18 protein-coding genes are annotated in these 17644 nt (G+C 62.3%); 2 read left to right on the top strand and 16 right to left on the bottom strand.

The window, feature by feature from the left end:
• Positions 1 to 72: 72 nt before the first annotated feature.
• Both M3P27_09490 and M3P27_09485 read left to right on the top strand, forming a co-directional pair.
• Positions 73 to 1611 (top strand): NADH-quinone oxidoreductase subunit M, encoded by a 1539-nt coding sequence (locus M3P27_09490; GenBank protein MDP9268539.1) that lies wholly within the window; start codon positions 73 to 75, stop codon positions 1609 to 1611.
• A gap of 4 nt (positions 1612 to 1615) precedes the next feature.
• Positions 1616 to 3085: an NADH-quinone oxidoreductase subunit N gene (locus M3P27_09485; protein ID MDP9268538.1), complete on the top strand. Its 1470-nt coding sequence runs from the start codon at positions 1616 to 1618 to the stop codon at positions 3083 to 3085.
• Between the two features lie 23 nt (positions 3086 to 3108).
• Here M3P27_09485 and M3P27_09480 read toward each other — a convergent pair whose 3' ends face one another.
• The 16 genes from M3P27_09480 to ndhC all read right to left on the bottom strand — a co-directional run bounded on the left by M3P27_09480 (position 3109) and on the right by ndhC (position 17624).
• Entirely contained in the window at positions 3109 to 3807 is a 699-nt protein-coding gene (locus M3P27_09480) for a hypothetical protein (GenBank protein ID MDP9268537.1), read from the bottom strand.
• Entirely contained in the window at positions 3804 to 4805 is a 1002-nt protein-coding gene (locus M3P27_09475; protein ID MDP9268536.1) for an ABC transporter ATP-binding protein, read from the bottom strand. The genes M3P27_09480 and M3P27_09475 overlap by 4 nt, the downstream gene beginning before the upstream one ends.
• Positions 4806 to 4925: 120 nt before the next feature.
• Positions 4926 to 5228 (bottom strand): ATP synthase F0 subunit C, encoded by a 303-nt coding sequence (locus M3P27_09470; GenBank protein MDP9268535.1) that lies wholly within the window; start codon positions 5226 to 5228, stop codon positions 4926 to 4928.
• A gap of 158 nt (positions 5229 to 5386) precedes the next feature.
• Complete coding sequence (gene atpB, locus M3P27_09465; GenBank protein MDP9268534.1) at positions 5387 to 6139, bottom strand: F0F1 ATP synthase subunit A; 753 nt, start codon at positions 6137 to 6139, stop codon at positions 5387 to 5389.
• 8 nt (positions 6140 to 6147) lie between these two features.
• Positions 6148 to 6588 (bottom strand): ATP synthase subunit I, encoded by a 441-nt coding sequence (locus tag M3P27_09460; protein MDP9268533.1) that lies wholly within the window; start codon positions 6586 to 6588, stop codon positions 6148 to 6150.
• A 38-nt stretch (positions 6589 to 6626) separates the two neighbouring features.
• Positions 6627 to 6896 carry an AtpZ/AtpI family protein gene (locus tag M3P27_09455; GenBank protein MDP9268532.1) on the bottom strand — a complete coding sequence of 90 codons (270 nt, stop codon included), beginning with the start codon at positions 6894 to 6896 and terminating at the stop codon, positions 6627 to 6629.
• 78 nt (positions 6897 to 6974) lie between these two features.
• The gene (locus tag M3P27_09450) at positions 6975 to 8483 is read right to left on the bottom strand and encodes an NADH-quinone oxidoreductase subunit N (protein ID MDP9268531.1); all 1509 of its coding nucleotides are present in this window, start codon (positions 8481 to 8483) and stop codon (positions 6975 to 6977) included.
• On the bottom strand, positions 8483 to 10129 hold the full coding sequence (locus M3P27_09445) for an NADH-quinone oxidoreductase subunit M (protein MDP9268530.1): 1647 nt from the start codon (positions 10127 to 10129) through the stop codon (positions 8483 to 8485). Before M3P27_09445 ends, M3P27_09450 begins: the two co-directional genes overlap by 1 nt.
• 36 nt (positions 10130 to 10165) lie before the next feature.
• Entirely contained in the window at positions 10166 to 12475 is a 2310-nt protein-coding gene (gene nuoL, locus M3P27_09440) for an NADH-quinone oxidoreductase subunit L (protein ID MDP9268529.1), read from the bottom strand.
• A gap of 94 nt (positions 12476 to 12569) precedes the next feature.
• Positions 12570 to 12878 (bottom strand): NADH-quinone oxidoreductase subunit NuoK, encoded by a 309-nt coding sequence (gene nuoK / locus M3P27_09435; GenBank protein ID MDP9268528.1) that lies wholly within the window; start codon positions 12876 to 12878, stop codon positions 12570 to 12572.
• On the bottom strand, positions 12878 to 13387 hold the full coding sequence (locus M3P27_09430) for an NADH-quinone oxidoreductase subunit J (protein ID MDP9268527.1): 510 nt from the start codon (positions 13385 to 13387) through the stop codon (positions 12878 to 12880). Before M3P27_09430 ends, nuoK begins: the two co-directional genes overlap by 1 nt.
• Positions 13388 to 13490: 103 nt before the next feature.
• Positions 13491 to 13946, bottom strand: a complete 456-nt coding sequence (locus M3P27_09425) for an NADH-quinone oxidoreductase subunit I (GenBank protein MDP9268526.1) — start codon at positions 13944 to 13946, stop codon at positions 13491 to 13493.
• Between the two features lie 2 nt (positions 13947 to 13948).
• Entirely contained in the window at positions 13949 to 15289 is a 1341-nt protein-coding gene (locus M3P27_09420) for an NADH-quinone oxidoreductase subunit H (GenBank protein ID MDP9268525.1), read from the bottom strand.
• Positions 15289 to 16356 carry an NADH-quinone oxidoreductase subunit D gene (locus M3P27_09415; protein ID MDP9268524.1) on the bottom strand — a complete coding sequence of 356 codons (1068 nt, stop codon included), beginning with the start codon at positions 16354 to 16356 and terminating at the stop codon, positions 15289 to 15291. Before M3P27_09415 ends, M3P27_09420 begins: the two co-directional genes overlap by 1 nt.
• Before the next feature lie 116 nt (positions 16357 to 16472).
• Positions 16473 to 17117 (bottom strand): NADH-quinone oxidoreductase subunit C, encoded by a 645-nt coding sequence (locus M3P27_09410; protein MDP9268523.1) that lies wholly within the window; start codon positions 17115 to 17117, stop codon positions 16473 to 16475.
• Between the two features lie 150 nt (positions 17118 to 17267).
• Positions 17268 to 17624, bottom strand: a complete 357-nt coding sequence (ndhC, locus tag M3P27_09405) for an NADH-quinone oxidoreductase subunit A (protein ID MDP9268522.1) — start codon at positions 17622 to 17624, stop codon at positions 17268 to 17270.
• Between the last annotated feature and the right edge of the window lie 20 nt (positions 17625 to 17644).

Here is a 17644-nt window from a genome sequence, read left to right as displayed (position 1 = left end):
CGCCTACATGATCTGGCTGGGGGTCAAGTGAGGAACGCCAAGTGAGGAACGCCAAGTGAGGAACGTCAGGCGATGAAAACGCTTTCCATCAACGGCATCATCCTCACGCTGGTCACCTTCCTGCCGGCCGCCGGGGCGCTGGTGCTCGCGGTGTTCCCGCGCAAGGTCATTGGCGAGCGCTGGTTCGCGCTCGGCGTCGCCGTCGCGAACTTCATCCTCTCGCTGCACCTGCTGCGCTACGAGGTGCCCACGCGCTTCTCCACCGCCAGCATCTTCCAGTTCGAGATCGATATTCCGTGGATCACCTCGCCCGCCATCCACTATCACCTCGGGCTCGACGGCATCTCGCTCTGGCTTGTCATCCTCACCACGTTCCTCGTGCCGCTCAGCATCCTGGTCTCGTGGCACTCGGTCTCGCACCGCGTGAAGGAGTTCTACGTCCTGCTGCTCGTGCTCGAGACGGCGATGATCGGCGTCTTCCTCGCCCTTGACCTGTTCCTGTTCTACGTTTTCTGGGAAGCCACGCTCATTCCCATGGCGCTGCTCATCGGCATTTACGGACACGAGCGGCGCATCTACGCCTCGATCAAATTCTTCCTCTATACCGCGATCGCTTCGGTGTTCATGCTCGGCGCCATCATCTGGCTCTACGCGCATACCGGGACGTTCGATTACGCCACCATCCGTGCGCAGCTCCAGGGCGGACACCTAGCCGTCTCCTGGAACGCGGCGCGCTGGCTCTTCCTCGGCTTCTTCATCGCCTTCGCTGTGAAGGTGCCGCTATGGCCGCTGCACACCTGGCTGCCCGATGCGCACGTCGAAGCGCCCACCGCCGGTTCCGTGCTGCTCGCCGGCGTGCTGCTGAAGATGGGAACGTACGGCCTGCTGCGCTTCAACGTGGGACTCTTTCCCGAGCAGGCGCAATACCACGCGCCCTGGATCATGACGCTCGCCATCATCGGCATCGTCTACGGCGCGCTCGTTGCCATGGTGCAACCGAATCTGAAGAAGCTGATTGCTTACTCCTCGGTCAGCCATCTTGGTTTCGTCGTGCTCGGCATCTTTAGTCTGACAACGCTCGGAATCGATGGCGCCGTCTTTCAGATGCTCAACCACGGCGTCTCCACCGGCGCGCTCTTCATGCTCGCCGGCATGCTCTACGAGCGTCGCCACACCTACGAGATCAGGAATTATGGCGGACTGGCCACGCCCATGCCCGTCTACGCCACCTTCTTCCTGGTGATCACGCTCTCCTCCATTGGACTGCCGCTGCTCAACGGGTTCGTCGGCGAGTTCCTCATCCTCGCGGGAGCGTTCAAAGCGAAGGCTCTGTGGGGCGCGCTCGCGGCAACGGGGGTGATCTGGAGCGCATGCTACATGCTGTGGATGTACCAGCGCGTCTTCTTTGGCGCCGTGACCGACGACCACAACGCGCAGCTGCAAGACATCGGCGCGCGCGAACGCCTCGCGCTCTGGCCCACCGCCATCGCCGCCCTCATCATGGGCGTCGCGCCCTGGTGGTGGCTGGGCATGATCGAATCCGGCGTCACCAAGCTGCTGCCTGCCTTCAAGACGCTGGCCCAGGGCATCGGACAGGGGCTGGGGAAATGAGGAGATGAGCGTGCCCGTCTACTCCATCCCGAGCGCCGACTACCTCGCCATCCTGCCCGAGCTCGTGCTGGCCGCCTTCGGCGTAATCGTGATGATGGCCGAATCGTTCTTCGCAAAGGGCCAGAGTCGCAGGCCGCTGGGATGGATCGCCTGCGCTGGCGCCCTCGCCGCGCTCGTCGCCACCTGGTACCAGGCGGGATCGCCGCACGTAGCCGGATTCTTTAATATGGTGCTGGTCAGCGAGTTCAGCGTCTTCTTTCATGTGGTGGTTGAGCTCGTGCTGCTCGCCTGCCTGCTCGGCTCGCTCGATTACGTGGAGCGCCAGCACCTCCCCGCCGGCGAGTTCTACGCGCTCATGCTGCTCGGCGCCGTGGGCATGGACCTTATGTCTTCGGCCGTCGAGCTGGTGCTCATCTTCGTCGCGCTCGAGATCTCGTCCATCTCCACCTACATTCTGGCGGGCATGCGCCGCCGCGTGGCCTCGAGCGCCGAGGCCTCGCTCAAGTATTTCCTGCTCGGGTCGTTTGCCACGGCTTTTTTTCTCTACGGCGTCTCGTTGATGTTCGGCGCCACCGGCACCACGAACATCATGGCCATCGGCGAGCAGTTGCATGACGGCAGTTTCGGCCCGCTCGTCTTCGCCGCCGTCGCGCTCATGCTGGTGGGGCTCGGGTTCAAGATCGCCTCCGCGCCCTTCCATGTCTGGACGCCGGACGTCTACGAAGGCGCGCCCGCTCCGGTGGTCGCTTTCATGTCCACCGCGCCCAAGGCCGCCGCCTTCGCCGTGCTGCTGCGCGTGCTCTTCGCCGCCTGGACACCGGGATGGTTCTGGCCCGTGTGGATCGGCGCCGCGCTCTCCATGACGCTGGGCAACATCGGCGCGCTACGCCAGAGCAACGTCAAGCGCATGCTCGCGTATTCCTCCATCGCCCATGCCGGATACCTGCTCGTCGCCATCACCGCCGCGAACGCCGCCGGCATCTCCGCCGCCATCTTCTACTCCGGCGCGTATGCGGCGATGAACGTGGGCGCGTTCCTGATCATCGCGCACCTCGCCGGCGAGGGCGAGCGCTTCGTCGCCATCGACGACTACGCTGGACTCTCCCGCCGCCAGCCGGTCATCGCCGCTACATTTGCGATCTTGCTGTTGTCTTTAATCGGGATCCCCGCCACCGGCGGGTTCTTCGCCAAGTTCTACGTCTTCAGCGCCGCGCTCCAAGCCAACCTCGTTGGACTCACCATCCTCGGCCTCATCAACAGCGGCATCGCCGCATATTACTACCTGCGCGTGATCGTGGTGATGTACATGCGTGAGCATCCGGCGGAGCATGAGCACGGCCACGGCGTCGAACGCCTCACCGTGCCGGAGGGCATCGCGCTCACGCTCAGCGTGCTGGTGACGTTGTATCTGGGGATCCTGCCGAACCGCGTGCTGCAACACGCCATCGAGTCGGCGAAAGACTTACTTCAGTAAGGCCGCTGCGCTGTTCTCCGGCGTCACTCCACCGCGGTCGTGATGTCCCGCAATCCGAATATCCACGACGCCAGTAGCCACAGCACCACACACTCCGCGAGTGCCAGCGTGATCATCCCGGCATCGGACGAGAATGCCCGGTCCGGCGCGTACGCCAGTATCGCTCTGGTCAGGCGTAACGCCGGCACCACACCCGACCAACCCGCACCGAAGAACTTCTCCAGCAGCAGCGGTAGCCCCAGAGTGAGCCCCGACGCAGACGCAGCCACTAGGGGATGCAGGAAGGCGGTATAGAACAGCGTCACGACCGAGACGAGCAGGCTCGCTGCCATTGCGTGCGCCATCATCAGGGCCGCGCCGCCCGGCTTCGCGCCGGGAAACAGCACGAACAGGCTGCCGGCCACGCCGGCGTAAAATACCGCGGTCGTCAGGTTCACGCCCAGGATCGCGCCCGCCACATACTTCCGCCGCGTGACCGCCTTTGACAGCACTGCGATGATGCGCCGCGTCTTGCGCTCGTTCTGGAACAGCGACGCTGCGAGCACCACACTGAACAGCGTCCCATACACTGCCTCCTGCTTGAAGACGAGCAGCGCGTCCGCGTCATTCCGTTCCAACGTGCGCAGCAACGCGGTGATGCCCACGACGTATGCGAACATCAGCAGCAGGAACCAGCGCTGCTCCCGTACAACGTTCGCGGCGATCAGCCATACCCGCATCATGATGGCGTGGCTCCAGTCGCGTGAGCGGCGCCCTGGTCGCCCTTGTCATCCTTGTCATCCTTCTCATCCTTCTCTTGGGCCAGCGCCAGGAACAGCTCCTCCAACGAGCGCCGCGCCGGATTCACGCGTACCACCTCGCCTCCGGCCGCCCAGACGCGCTCGATGTACTCGCGCTGCGCCGTACTCGCTACCGTGATCTTGGTGAGGCCGTTCTCCGCCACCGCCTGCACGACCAAGCTTGGGTCTAGCCTTTGCAACTCCGCGCCGCGCTGGTCTGCGTGACGAAAGACGATCTCCGACTGCGCGCCCGATTCCAGCAGCTCGCTCGTCGTCCCCATGCGCGCCACGCGTCCGTGAACCAGAACCGCGATGCGGTCAGAGATCAGCTCGATCTCCGAGAGCATGTGTGAGCTCAGGAAGACCGTTTTGCCCGCGGCCTTGGCGCGCAGCAGCAACTCGCGCACGGCGACTCGTCCGATGGGATCGAGCGCCGAGGTGGGCTCATCCAGCACCAAAAGCTCGGGATCGTTGACCAGCGCCTGCGCCAGGCCCACGCGCTGTAGCATCCCGCGAGAGAACTTCGAGACGTTGCGCCTGGCAACGTCCGTCAGCTCGAGCAGCTCCAGCATCTCGCGCGTGCGCTTGGTCAGCGCCGCGCCACCGAGGCCGTTGAGCGCGCCGTAGTAGCGCACCACCGCCTCCGCCGAGCGATGGACAAACGCCACGTTCTCCGCCAGGAATCCGACCCGGGCGCGCGTGCGAGCGTGACCGAACGCTTGGCCCAGCATCTGGCCACCACCACGTGTCGGCCGCATGAACCCCATCGCGATGTGGATGGCCGTCGTCTTCCCCGCGCCGTTCGGCCCGAGGAAGCCGAGTATCTCGCCACGCTCGACCGCGAGCGAGAAGCCGTCGAGCGCGCGGACGGCCGTCCGCCGGGTGAAGCCCCGGTATTCCTTGGTCATGCTGTCGAACTGAAGCGCGGCTTCGGTTCCCATCGCGGCAGTCATTCTAACTTCTAATGCGGGTCGTCTTACTTACTCGCACATGGGAGCGCGCGACGCGCGCCAAAAACAAAGGGCCTCCGCTTTCGCAGAGGCCCGCAAACGAGTCCTGCGCTAGAGTGCGCGCAGGAAGATCATGACCCAGATGAACAGCACGAGCGACTCGATGAAGGCGAGTCCAAGGATCAGCGCCAGCTGTATGCCAGGACGCGCCGCGGGATTCCGCGCCATGCCCTCGCACGCCGCCGAGGCCACCTTCGACTGCCCATAGGCAGCCAGTGCGACCGCGATCGCCAGCGCAATGCCCGCGTATTGCCAGTTCCCCGCCGCCCCGGTGGGTGCCGTCTGCGCCGAAGCCGGCGTCGCTGCGGCCATCAGCACGATCGCCATCAGTACGAACATCATTACTCTACGCATTTCACTTTCTCCTGTCGTAGCGCATTATGATCTGCCGCCAGTGGGTGGTTGACGCCATCCTGGTGCAGGCGCCCTCACGCTCGCAGCCACTTCCATGAAGCCATTATGAAGTCGATATCTCTGAGTACTGGGTACCGGGTACTGAGTACTGCTTCTTCCTAGTGTTCTTCCGACAACGCTCCGCCCAGGTAGACCGCCGAGAGCAGCACGAAGATGTACGTCTGGATGAACGACACGCCGATGTGCAGCGCCAGGAAAACGATAGGCACGCCGATGGGGATGAGCGAGAAGAACGCCAGGGTGACCATGTCGCCGGCGAAGATGTTGGCGAACAAACGCACCGTGAGCGAGAGCACACGCGCCAGGTGGCTCACCACTTCGATCACCAGCATGAGCGGCGCGATCGCCATCACCGGTCCGGTGAACTGCTTGATGTAATGGAAGCCTTGATGCTTGATGCCCTGGTAGTGGTAGTAAAACCACGTAACCAGCGCGCAGCCCAGCGGCACCGTCGGGCTCGCCGTAGGCGATACGAAGCCCGGCACCAGGCCAATGAGGTTCGACGTCAGGATGAACATGCCCAACGCCATCAGGAAGCCGGTGTACTTCTCGTGGCCGTGGCCGATCAAGCTCCGGCCCAACTCGTCGACGAAGCCGTAGATACCTTCGAACAGGTGCTGCGTCCCGCCCGGATCCTCCACCGAGAGCCGCGAGCGCACGAACACAAACACCAGCGTGAGGAAGAGCACCACCAGGAGCTGCATGGCGACAAAGTTATTGATGGGCGCGGCGGGGTCGTGGGGATGGATGCCGAGCGCGTGCAGCAGCGCCGTCACCGGCCCGCCCAAGATACGGTTCAGGAATGCCGTGAAGGGCAGCTGGGTCGCCGAAGCTAAGAAAGCAAGTGTCATGTAGAAGACTAGACGTCGTGCCGCAGCGTGCTCCACGCTTCGTACACTCCCTCGCAGACCATTGCCGCCACCGGCACGAACAGGCCTGCAAAGAAGCCGTAAATACCCTGTCCAGAACCTCTCAAAATAACATAGACGATAATCGCCAGCAATCCATACCGCAGCAAGGATTTAACCACGATCCCGGCGGTCGAACGCTCGCCCGTGCGCGTGACCACGTCGGCGAGCGCGTCCACCCCCGACTTCAGCCAGTAGAAGTTTGCCGCTCCAACCAGCGCGCCGGCCAGGAAGCCAAGCGCGAACCGCCAGCCCAGCATTGCCGCCAGCACCGGCGCGGCGACCACCGCCAGCGCCACCATGATGCGCGTCATCCGGGCATAGGCGCCGGCGAAGAAGGCCTCAGTGACTGGCTCTCCCGGACGTTCTCCCGGATCAGGGCTTTCTTTCATCGTCGCTCTCACCCGCCGCTCACCAGGTCACCCGATACCTACCGGCTTGCCTTCAGCGCCGTCCGGATCATCTGCACGAACCCGGCCACGATCCCCACGATCACGCCCGTCAGCGTGATCCACTTCGTTCCCAGCCAACGATCGAGACCTGCGCCGATGGCCCAGCCCACAAAGGTAGCCGCCGGCAACAGGAATCCCAGCTCGCCATACTTGGCGACTTGCTGCCACGAGCGCCGCTCGCGTTTTTCCGCGCGCATCTCACGCTTTTCGTTCGGATCAAAGTCCGGCGAGCGCTGCTCGTCCGTCATATGGGTTGCTCGAAGAATGGATCATTCGGAAAAAAGAATACTCGAAGAAATGGGTTGCGAGCAGAAAGACAGCGCCGCCTAGCGCAAGAACGCCTGCGTCACCGCTTGCGGCGCCGTGATCGTCCACGTTGCGGCGCGGATGATCAGCTCGGGAAACAATCCGATGCCCACCGTGGCCGCGCCCGTGATGAGCAGCGCCAGGCGCAGGCCGAAGGCCGGGTGGATGGGCTCGGCGTCAAGCGCCGGCCGCATCAGCATGGCGTTGATGATGCGCAGGTAGTAGTAGAGCGAGACGGCGATGTAGAACACCGCCAGCGACGCCAGCACGTAGTGTCCGGTCTGGATCAGCGCCAGGAAGATGAAGTACTTGCCGTAGAACCCGGCCAGCGGCGGGATGCCGCCTAGCGAAAGCAGGAAGATCACCATCAGCATGGCTTCCACCGGGCGCTTGAACCAGAGTCCGGCGATATCGTCGATCTCATCGCCGATCAGGTCGCGCCGCCGCAGCGACACGATCACCGCGAACGCGCCCAGGTTCATGAAGGTGTAGACCAGCAGGTACACCAGGATGCCTTTGATGCCGGTATCGTTCCACGCCACCAGGCCCAGCATCATGTAACCCACGTGCGCGATCGAAGAATAGGCCAGCAGGCGCTTGAGGTTGTTCTGCGTGATCGCCGCCAGGTTGCCGCCGGTGAGGGTGGCGATGGCGACGAAGATGACCATGGGCATCCACAGTTCCGAAGCGTAACGCAGCGCATATAAGAAGATGCGCAACAGCAGCGCCCATGCCGCCGCTTTGCCTGCCACCGACATGAATCCGGTGATCGCCGTGGGCGCGCCTTCGTATGCGTCCGGCGCCCACTGATGGAACGGCACCGCCGCGATCTTGAAGAATAGCCCGGCCAGCGTGGTCACCACCGCCAACACGAGGATGGGATAGCTCGAGTGCTGCAGTACCGCTAAGCGGCGCCCGATCATGGTGACGTCCGTCGTGCCCGTGAGTCCGTAGAGCAACGACAGGCCGTAGGCGAAGATGCCGCTGGAGAAAGCGCTCAGCAGCAGATATTTCAGCGCGGCCTCATTGGAGCGTTTGTCGCGCCGCAGGAATCCCACCAGCACATACGTCGAGATCGCCATCAGTTCCAGGCCGATGAACAGTAGAACGATGTCTTTACCCGAAGCCATGCACATCATGCCGACGACGGAGAACAGCATGAGCGCGTAATACTCGCCGTGGTCTTCCTGCTCGATCTCCATGTAGCGCACCGAGATCAGGATGGTGAGCGCGGTCGCCACAATGAACAGCCAGAAGAAGAAGATGGCCATGGGATCCATGACCACCGTGCCGTTGAAGCCGGTCACATCCAGCGTGCCGCCGCGCGCGAGCATCTGCTGCACGCGCCACAGCGAGCCCGAAGCGAAGACCAGTCCAATGGCGGCCGTGGCCGCATTCCAGCGTTTGTCCGCGGCGGGCAGCAAAAGATCCACGATCAGGATGCCGCAGCCGAAAAGCGCGAGCATCACCATCGGCATCACGACGGCAAGGTCGTGGACGTTCGCGAACTGGTTGATGACTATCGGCACTAGCGGCTGCCCTCGGGCTGGGTCGCCGATTGCGCGGCGGCAGCAGGTTGCGCCGGTGCAGACTTCTCCGCATTAGCATTCATTGTCCCGTACTCATTCGGACGCACGATCTTCACGATCTGCGCCACCGGTTGTTCCAGGATGCGGAAGAACGGCTTCGGATAGACCCCGATCCATACCGCCAGGATGAGCAGCGGCACGAAGGTCGCGATCTCACGCGGCGTGAGGTCGGGCAGGTTCTGGTTCTTGGGATTGGTCACCGGGCCAAAGAAGACGCGCTGATAGAGCCACAGCAGGTAAGCCGCGCCCAGCACCACGCCCCACACCGCCCAGAACACCCACTGGCGGTTCTCCATGAACGCACCTTGCAGGATGGTGAACTCGCCGATGAACCCATTCAGTAGCGGCAGTCCCAGCGAACTTAGGAACATGATGAGCGTGATGGTGGCGTACACCGGCATCACGCTGGCGATGCCGCCGTATTCGGATATCTCGCGCGTGTGCCGCCGCTCATACAGGATGCCGACGATCAAGAAGAGCGCGCCGGTGGAGATACCGTGGTTCACCTGCTGCAGCACCGAGCCACTGAGTCCAAGCGGGTTCAGCGCAAACAACCCCAGGGTGCAGAAGCCGAGGTGGCTGACGGAGGAGTATGCCACCAGCTTCTTCATGTCCTTCTGCATCAGCGAGACTAAAGCCCCGTACAAGATGCCGATGATCGAGAGCGTGATCATCCAGAAGCGCACCGTCGGATGCATCGCCGCCTGCGGAAAGAATGGCAAGGAGAAGCGTATCAAGCCATACGTTCCCATCTTTAGTAACACGCCCGCCAGGATCACCGAGCCCGCCGTGGGCGCTTCCACGTGCGCGTCCGGCAGCCAGGTGTGGAACGGGAACATGGGAACCTTGATGGCGAAGCCGATGAAGAACGCGAGGAAGAGCAGGATCACGTATTTCAGGCCCCACTTCGCCGCGATCGACGCGGTGCTGATCCAGAGACCGCCCATCACGGCGGTACCCGGGCCGGTGACGTCCGCGAACGCGAAGGTATAAGCGTTCCCTACCGCGTGGTGGTGGAAGTAAAGGAACAGGATGCCCAGCAGCAGCAGCACCGATCCGACCAGGGTATAGAGGAAGAACTTGATCGCCGCGTAGAGTTTCCTCGGTCCGCCCCAGATACCGATCAGCAGGTACATCGGCACCAGCATCACTTCCCAGAAGACGTAGAAGAGGAAGAAGTCGAGCGCCATGAAGACGCCGAGCATGCCGGTCTGCAGGATGAGGAACCAGATGTAGTATTCCTTCACCCGGTCCTGGATGGCTTCCCACGAGCTGAGGATCGAGATCCATCCCAGCAGCGTCGTCAGCATGATGAGCAGGAAGCTGATGCCGTCGATGCCGATCAGGTATCCCGCGCCGATCGAGGGGATCCAGTTGTTCGCCGCGCCCTCCACGAACTTGAAGCCGGGCTGGTCCACACTCGCCCAGAACCATACGACCAGCGGCAGCGAGACGACGAATCCGCCCAGCGCGAACAGGTTCGCGATCCACTTGATCGCGTTCGTGTTCTCCTTGGGGACGAACAACAGCAGCAGCGCCCCCGCCAGCGGCGTTAACAGGATGATGGAAAGTATGTGATTCTGCATTTGCGTTAGCTCGTACTCAGACTTCCTTCGTCGGACCTACCGCCACACGTAATACGCCACGAATCCGATCAGTCCCAACACCATCACCAGTGCGTAAAACTGCACCTGTCCCCACTGGAACAGTCGCGCCGGATACGACGCCACGCGCGTCAGTATCGCCGGCCCGTTCACGCCGATGCCGTCGATGATCCACTTGTCCCACCAGCTCGAGAGCGTCCCGGCTAGCTTGGTGAGCCAGCCGGCCCCGTTCACGCCGCCGTCTATCACGTTGGCGTCGAACTTCCATAACGCGTCGCCTAATCCCATCGCCCCAAGGCGCACGTTGCCGAGCTTCTTCCGACCGGTAAAGACGTAGTCGTAAGCTTCGTCCACCCAATACTTGTTGTAGAGGACGTTGTAGACCGGCTTCGCCGCCACCTCGATGGGCTCGCGATATCCCCGGTCAGCGTTCTGGTACGCGCGCTTCGCCAATCCCCAGCCCGCGAACGCCGCGCCTACCGAGAGGAACATCAGGATGTACTCGGCGGTGTCAGTCTTCTCTTCCGCCTTTTCGCCAGCGGCGAGCTGCTTCCCTTCACCGGTGCGAACCATCTCTTTGGCTTCGCCCGCGAATACCGGCTCCAGGAACTTCTCAAAGCGGTTCGATCCGCCCAGCGAGTGCGGGAAGCCAAGGTATCCCGCGAACACGGCGCAGAATGCCAGGATGACCAGCGGCACCGTCATCGACTTCGGCGATTCGTGCACGTGGCTCTCGACTTCAGGAGACATCCTCGGCCGTCCCTGGAACGTCAGGTACATCAGCCGGAACATATAGAAGCTGGTCATCAGCGCGGTTACGAACGCCATGTACCACAGGATCCGGTACGCGCCGTTCTCGCTGTGCCACGTCTGCCACAGGATCTCGTCCTTCGAGAAGAAGCCGGCTAGTCCGGGAATTCCCGCGATGGCCAGCGTTCCCACCAGCATCGTCCAATGTGTCACCGGGATCTTCTTCCCCAGCGCGCCCATCTTGCGCATGTCCTGCTCGCCGCTCATCGCATGGATAACGGAGCCGGAGCCAAGGAACAGCAACGCCTTGAAGAACGCATGCGTGAACACGTGGAACACGCCGGCGGCGAATGCGCCCACGCCGAGCGCCAGGAACATATATCCGAGCTGCGAGACGGTCGAATACGCCAGCACGCGCTTGATGTCGTTCTGCACCAGCCCGATGGACGCCGCGAATATCGCCGTCAGCGCGCCCACGATGGCCACCACCTTCATCGTCTCCGGGGCCAGCACGAATAGCGCGTTCGAGCGCGCCACCATGTAGACGCCCGCCGTCACCATGGTCGCGGCATGGATCAAAGCAGAGACCGGGGTGGGACCTTCCATCGCGTCCGGCAGCCAGATATAGAGTGGGATCTGCGCCGACTTGCCGCACGCGCCCACGAACAGCATGAGCGTGGCGAAGGTGATCACGGCGTCGCCGGAAGCGAAGTGTCCGCTGCGCGCCAACTCCGTCACCGCCGTGTACTTCACCGTGCCGAAGTACCACGCGATCGAGAACATCCCCAAGATGAATCCCGCATCACCGATGCGGTTCACGATGAACGCTTTGTTCGCCGCCGTGGACGCCGAGGGCCGCTGGAAGTAGAACCCGATCAGCAGATAGGAGCATAGGCCCACGCCTTCCCAGCCCACGAACATCAGCGCGTAGTTGTTCGCCAGGATCAATACCAGCATGGAGAACATGAAAAGGTTCAGGTAACCGAAGAAGCGGTAGTACCCACCCTCGTGTGCCATGTATCCGGTCGAGTAGATGTGGATCAGCATGCCAACGCCGGTCACGAACAGCAGCCAGATTGCCGAGAGTGGATCGAGCAGGAAGCCCGCCTCCACCTTGAACTGCGAGAATCCCCCGTGGCTCGGATATACCATTCGGCCATCGTCGGTGCCCAGCCAGGTGTAGCAGGCGCCGCCCGCGGTTGGTACGCAGGTGTCGTAGGCCGCGTGATCATGCGCCGCCGCCCAGTCGGTGTATTGCCATACCGCCATGCATGCCCACAGGAACGCCAGCACCACCGCGCCCACACAGACGGCGTTGACGAAGGCGTGCGGCAATCTTTCCGGAGCGTGGTGCGGCGCCGGCGGATGCGCATGCGGATCGGCCGGACCGTGCGCCGCGTGCGGGTCGTGGGCGGTATCAGCCGGCGACGCTCCCGCATCGTCGTGTCCCCCGTGCGAAGAAACGCCTTCCGCTCCGGCCGGCGTAGGCGTCCGCCATGCCCTTCCAAAGAAGAACATCACCGCTGCGCCGGCCAGCGGCAGCAGCGGCACTATCCATATGTGTTCTAAGAAGAACATGCGCTTTTAGTTCGAAACTCTCCCCGCTCTTTCAACGTCTCTGCGCTCTCTGCGTTTCAAGCTCTTCGGCTACTCGCAGCTCGCAACTCGCAACTCACCACTTTAAGAGATCGACCTCATCCGCGTTGATCGTCTCTTTATTCCGGAAGAACGCGATCAGGATGCCCAGCCCCACCGCCGCCTCCGCCGCCGCGTCGGTGATGATAAAGATGGAGAATACCTGCCCATGCAGCGTGCCATACATGCGCGAGAACGCCACCAGGTTTAGATTCACCGCGTTCAGGATGAGCTCGATCGACATCAGGATGATCACCACGTTGCGCCGGGTGAGCACGCCGATCGTCCCGATGGCGAACAGCGCCGCCGCGACCACCAGATAATGGATGGTGCTGATCTCGCCCATCAGATCCTCTTCTTCGCCATCACCACCGCGCCGATGATCGCCACCAGCAATAGCAGGGACGCGATCTCGAACGGGTACATGTAAGCCGTGTACAGCATCATGCCGACCTGTTGCGTGTTCACCTGCTCGGGCGTCGGCGGCACCGCGGCCGGAAAGAATGCCCGGCCGTGCAGGTACACGTATCCGAACAGCGCGGCCAGCACCACCGTGGCCACAGTAGCGACCAGCCACTGGCGGTTGAATTGCTCTTCGCGCAGGTTGCGATCGATGTTCACCAGCATGATCACGAACAGGAACAGCACCATGATGCCGCCCACATAAAGGATGATCTGCACGCCGGCCACGAACGGCGCGTACAGCATCAGGTAGAGCCCGGCCACGGACAGCAACGTGAACACCAGCGCGATCGCCGAATGCACCGGGTTCCGGCGCATGATCACCATCAGCGCGCTCACGATGGCGATCGCGCTCAGTCCGTAGAAGAACCAGGTTGTCGCTACCGGCTGCATTAAACCTCACTTGGTAATTGGGTTATTTAGTAATTGGGTGATTCAACCGGAACCTAACTACCCAATTACCCAATTACCCAATTACAAATCCTTCAAGCTGCCGCTACTTCTTATAGACAGTGGGCTGCGGACCTTGCTCCAGCGTCTGCCGGTCCCAAATCGCGCCCTCGCGCGTGTAGCTTGCCAACTCGAAATCCTGCGTCAGTTCGAGCGCGTCGGTGGGGCACGCGTCCTCGCACAGCCCGCAGAACATGCACCGGCTCAGGTCGTAGGTAAACGTGGTGAGTTCCTTGCGGCGCGTCTTCTCGTTGCGCTCGCTCGTCACCACGATCAAATGCTCCGGACACGCCAGCGCACACAGGTCGCATGCGATGCACAGCGTCTCGTTGGTGTCTGGATTCACGTTCAGCCGCGGCGCGCCGCGATAGCGCTCCGCCACCTCGGGACGCTGCAGCGGATATTGCTCGGTGTAGATCTCCTTCGGATCCTGGTAGCGGAAGGTCAGCGAGAGTCCTTGCAACAGGTCGAGCAGCAGGACTTTGCGCAGGAATTTCTTCATGGTCATAGCAGGACCCCCAGCACGGCCGTCAGGATGAGCACCGCGATCCCCGTCGGGATCATGAACTTCCATCCCAAGTGCATCAGTTGATCGAAGCGGTAGCGCGGGAACGTGCCGCGATACCAGATGTACATGTACATAAACACCGCGACCTTCAGTGAGAACCAGTAGATATCCTGGATGCGGTCGCGCACGTGCGGCTCGAGCAGCACCAGTCCGATGAATCCCAGCGCCGCCGCGAAGCCGGCCAGTCCGATGGTCTGGATCCGGAACGCGGGAAGCTTCGGCATCCTTACCGTGCCGATGAACGACATCAGCGCGAGCACGAAGAAGGTGAGCGCCGGGAGCAGTGCGAACGCCAGGTCGATCGCGCCGCCCGACCAGTAGTGCGGGATGTTGACCTCCGGCCCGCGCCAGCTGCTGAACGGACGCATCCATCCCCCCAGCCACAGCGTCACCGCGATCGACGATACCGCGATCATCGCCGCGTACTCAGCCAGGAAGAACAGCGACCAGCGGAATCCGGAATATTCGGTATGGAATCCGGCGACCAGCTCCGACTCCGCTTCCGGCAGGTCGAAGGGCGCGCGGTTGGTCTCTGCCACCATTGCCACCGCGAAGATGAAGAATGCCATCAGTCCCAGCGGAAAGAACTTGAACACGAACCACGTGCCTTGCATCTCCTGCGCGCGCACGATGCCGATCATGCTCAGCGTCCCGACGCTCGGGCCGCCGGTGCCGTAGATCTGCTGCAGGAAGTTCCCACCACCCTTGAAGCTCGTCATCAGCACGGCCGAGACCACCGCCATGCCCATCGCGATCTCGTAGCTCACCATCTGCGCGCTCGAGCGCAGCGAGCCCATCAGCGGATAGTGCGAGTTCGACGCCCATCCCGCCATGATGATTCCCAGTACGCTGATCGACGACACGCCCAGCATGAAGAGCAAGCCGATGTTCATGTCCGTGACGGCATGCTGCGGCCCGAACGGGATCACGATGTACACCGTGAACGCCGTGATCACTACCGTCACCGGCGCCAGCCAGAAGACGACCTTGTCGGCCTCCGACGGCATGATGTCTTCCTTGATCAGCAGTTTGAGCGCGTCTGCGATCGGCTGCAGCAATCCGTGCGGACCAACACGCATCGGGCCAAGCCGTACCTGCATGTGCGCCAGGATCTTCCGCTCCAGCCAGTTCATCGCGATCACCGCGATCGACACGCCCGTGAATATAAGGAGGATATAAATGACCGCCCAGATTGTGGCGGCAACCGGGTCGGCGTACCAACCTGGCGTGCCATTCGATTTCAGGTAATCGAGCGTGCTTTGCGCCCACTGCGGCATCAGCGATCGACCTCCCCCAGCACGATGTCGATCGTCCCGATCACCGCGACCACGTCCGCGACCAGCGCGCCGCGCACCATCATGTCGAGCGCTTGCAGATTCACGAACGAGGGCGGACGCACGCGTATCCGGTAAGGCTGTGTGCTGCCGTCACTTACGATGAAATATCCAAGCTCCCCTTTAGGGCTCTCGATGCTGTGATAGATCTCGCCCACCGGCGGCTTCACCACCTTCGGCACCTTCGCCATCACCGGACCTTCGGGCAGCTTCTCCACCGCCTGCTCGATGATCCGCAACGACTGCCGCATCTCCGCGATGCGCACCAGGTACCGGTCGTAGGTGTCGCCGTTCGTCCCCACGGGAATATCGAAATCGAAATCCTGGTAGCCCGAGTAGGGCTGCGCCTTCCGGATGTCCCACTTCACTCCGCTCGCGCGCAGCACCGGCCCGGTCACGCCCATCGCCTTGCAATCGTCGCCCGAGATGAATCCAACGCCTTTGGTGCGCTCCACCCAGATGCGGTTCGTGGTCAGCAGCGTCTCGTACTCATCGATCTTCGGACGCACGAACTTCACGAACCTGCGGACCTCGTCTTCAAAGCCATCGTAGGTCTCATACAGGCAGCCGCCGATGCGGAAGGCGTGTGTGGTCAGGCGCGCGCCGCAATACTTCTCGAATATCTTCAGGATCTCTTCGCGGTCGCGGAAGGTGTAGAACAGCGGCGTGATGGCGCCGATATCGAGCGCGTGCGTTCCCAGCCACAGCATGTGGCTCGCCATCCGGTTCAGCTCGGCGAGGGTCACGCGGATGTACTGCGCGCGCGGCGGCGCCTCCACATTCATCAACTTCTCCACCGCTTCGCAGTAACCCAGCCCGTTCGAGACCGCAGCCACGTAATCCATGCGGTCCACGTAGGGATTGAACATCGCGTAAGTGCGGTGCTCCGCGATCTTCTCCACGCCGCGGTGCAGGTAACCGATCACGCACTCGGTGCCCATCACCTTCTCGCCATCGAGCTTCAGGATCACGCGCAGCACGCCGTGCGTCGACGGATGCTGCGGGCCCATGTTCAGGATGAGCTCATCGGAATCGAGATACGCCGGCGCCGGCGTCGCCTCCAGTTCGAGGTGCTTCACCGAACTCGCGCTCTGCTCGCTCTTGAGGATCTCAGCCATAGGTAGCGCTATTGCCCGCTCTCGATGCCGAGATTGATCTGCACCCACTCTTTATCCTGCTGGATGATGCCGTAGTCCTTGCGCAGCGGGTGTCCCTTCCATCCATCCGGCAGCAGGATGCGCCGCATGTCAGGATGTCCGTCGAACTCCACCCCGAACATGTCGAAAGCCTCGCGCTCCAGCCAGTTCGCCGTCGGCCACAACGCCACTACGCTCGCTGCCTTCTCGCCATCCTTGAACGAAGCTTTTACCCGCATGCGTTCGTTCTTCGCGAACGAATACAGCATCCACACCACTTCGAAGGGCTCTTCGCGGTCGGGATAATGCACGCACGTCACGTCGACGAGATATTCGAAGTGCTCGTCATCGCGCAACGTGCGCAGCACCTCGAAGGCGGACTCTTTATTGACGACCAGGTAGTTCTGTCCGAGGTAGGTCAGCGCGTCTTTGATCCCTGAGCCGTATGCGGACTTCAGCCGCGCAACGCGCTCGTGCTCCCACGGCGTCGCTGCCGGCCCGGTCGGCTTGGGCGGCGGCGCGGGATGCGTCGCTGCTGCGGGAGTTTGTGGAATAGCGGCTTTGTCGGCCGGCGGCTTGCTTCCGCCTTGCGCGCCTTGCTGGTCCGAGGGAGTGCGTTTGGTTTCGTCAGCCATTCACTGTTGACTGCCAACCGCAGAAATCGTGGAAGAACCTTACTTTCTAACAGCTTGAATGTGGAGTGTCAACGCAGCACGAAACAACAACGGGGCGGCCTCAGCCGCCCCGAAAATCGTCAAAATCGAAGATCGTGGATCGACAATGGGCTACACCCATTCCAGCGCGCCCTTCTTCCATATCCACACGTATCCAACCACCAGGATGGCCAGGAAGGTCATCATCTCCACGAACCCGAACCAGCCCAGCATCTTGAACTGCACCGCCCACGGGAACAGGAAGATGGTCTCCACGTCGAACACCACGAACAGGATGGCCACGATGTAGAACCGCACGGTGTAGCGACCGCGCGCCGAGTCCACCGGATCGATGCCGCACTCATACGGCATCAGCTTGGCGGCGTGCGGATTATCCGGACGCACCGCCTTCGCGATCACCAGCGTCACCACCGGGATCGCCAGCGCCACCACCATGAATAGGAATATCGGGATGTAATTCTGCGGCATGGCTTCCGACCGGTGATACT

This window comes from Acidobacteriota bacterium, from assembly GCA_030774055.1.
Lineage (GTDB): Bacteria > Acidobacteriota > Terriglobia > Terriglobales > Acidobacteriaceae > JACPNR01.
This window is presented reverse-complemented; position numbering and strand designations above follow the sequence as displayed.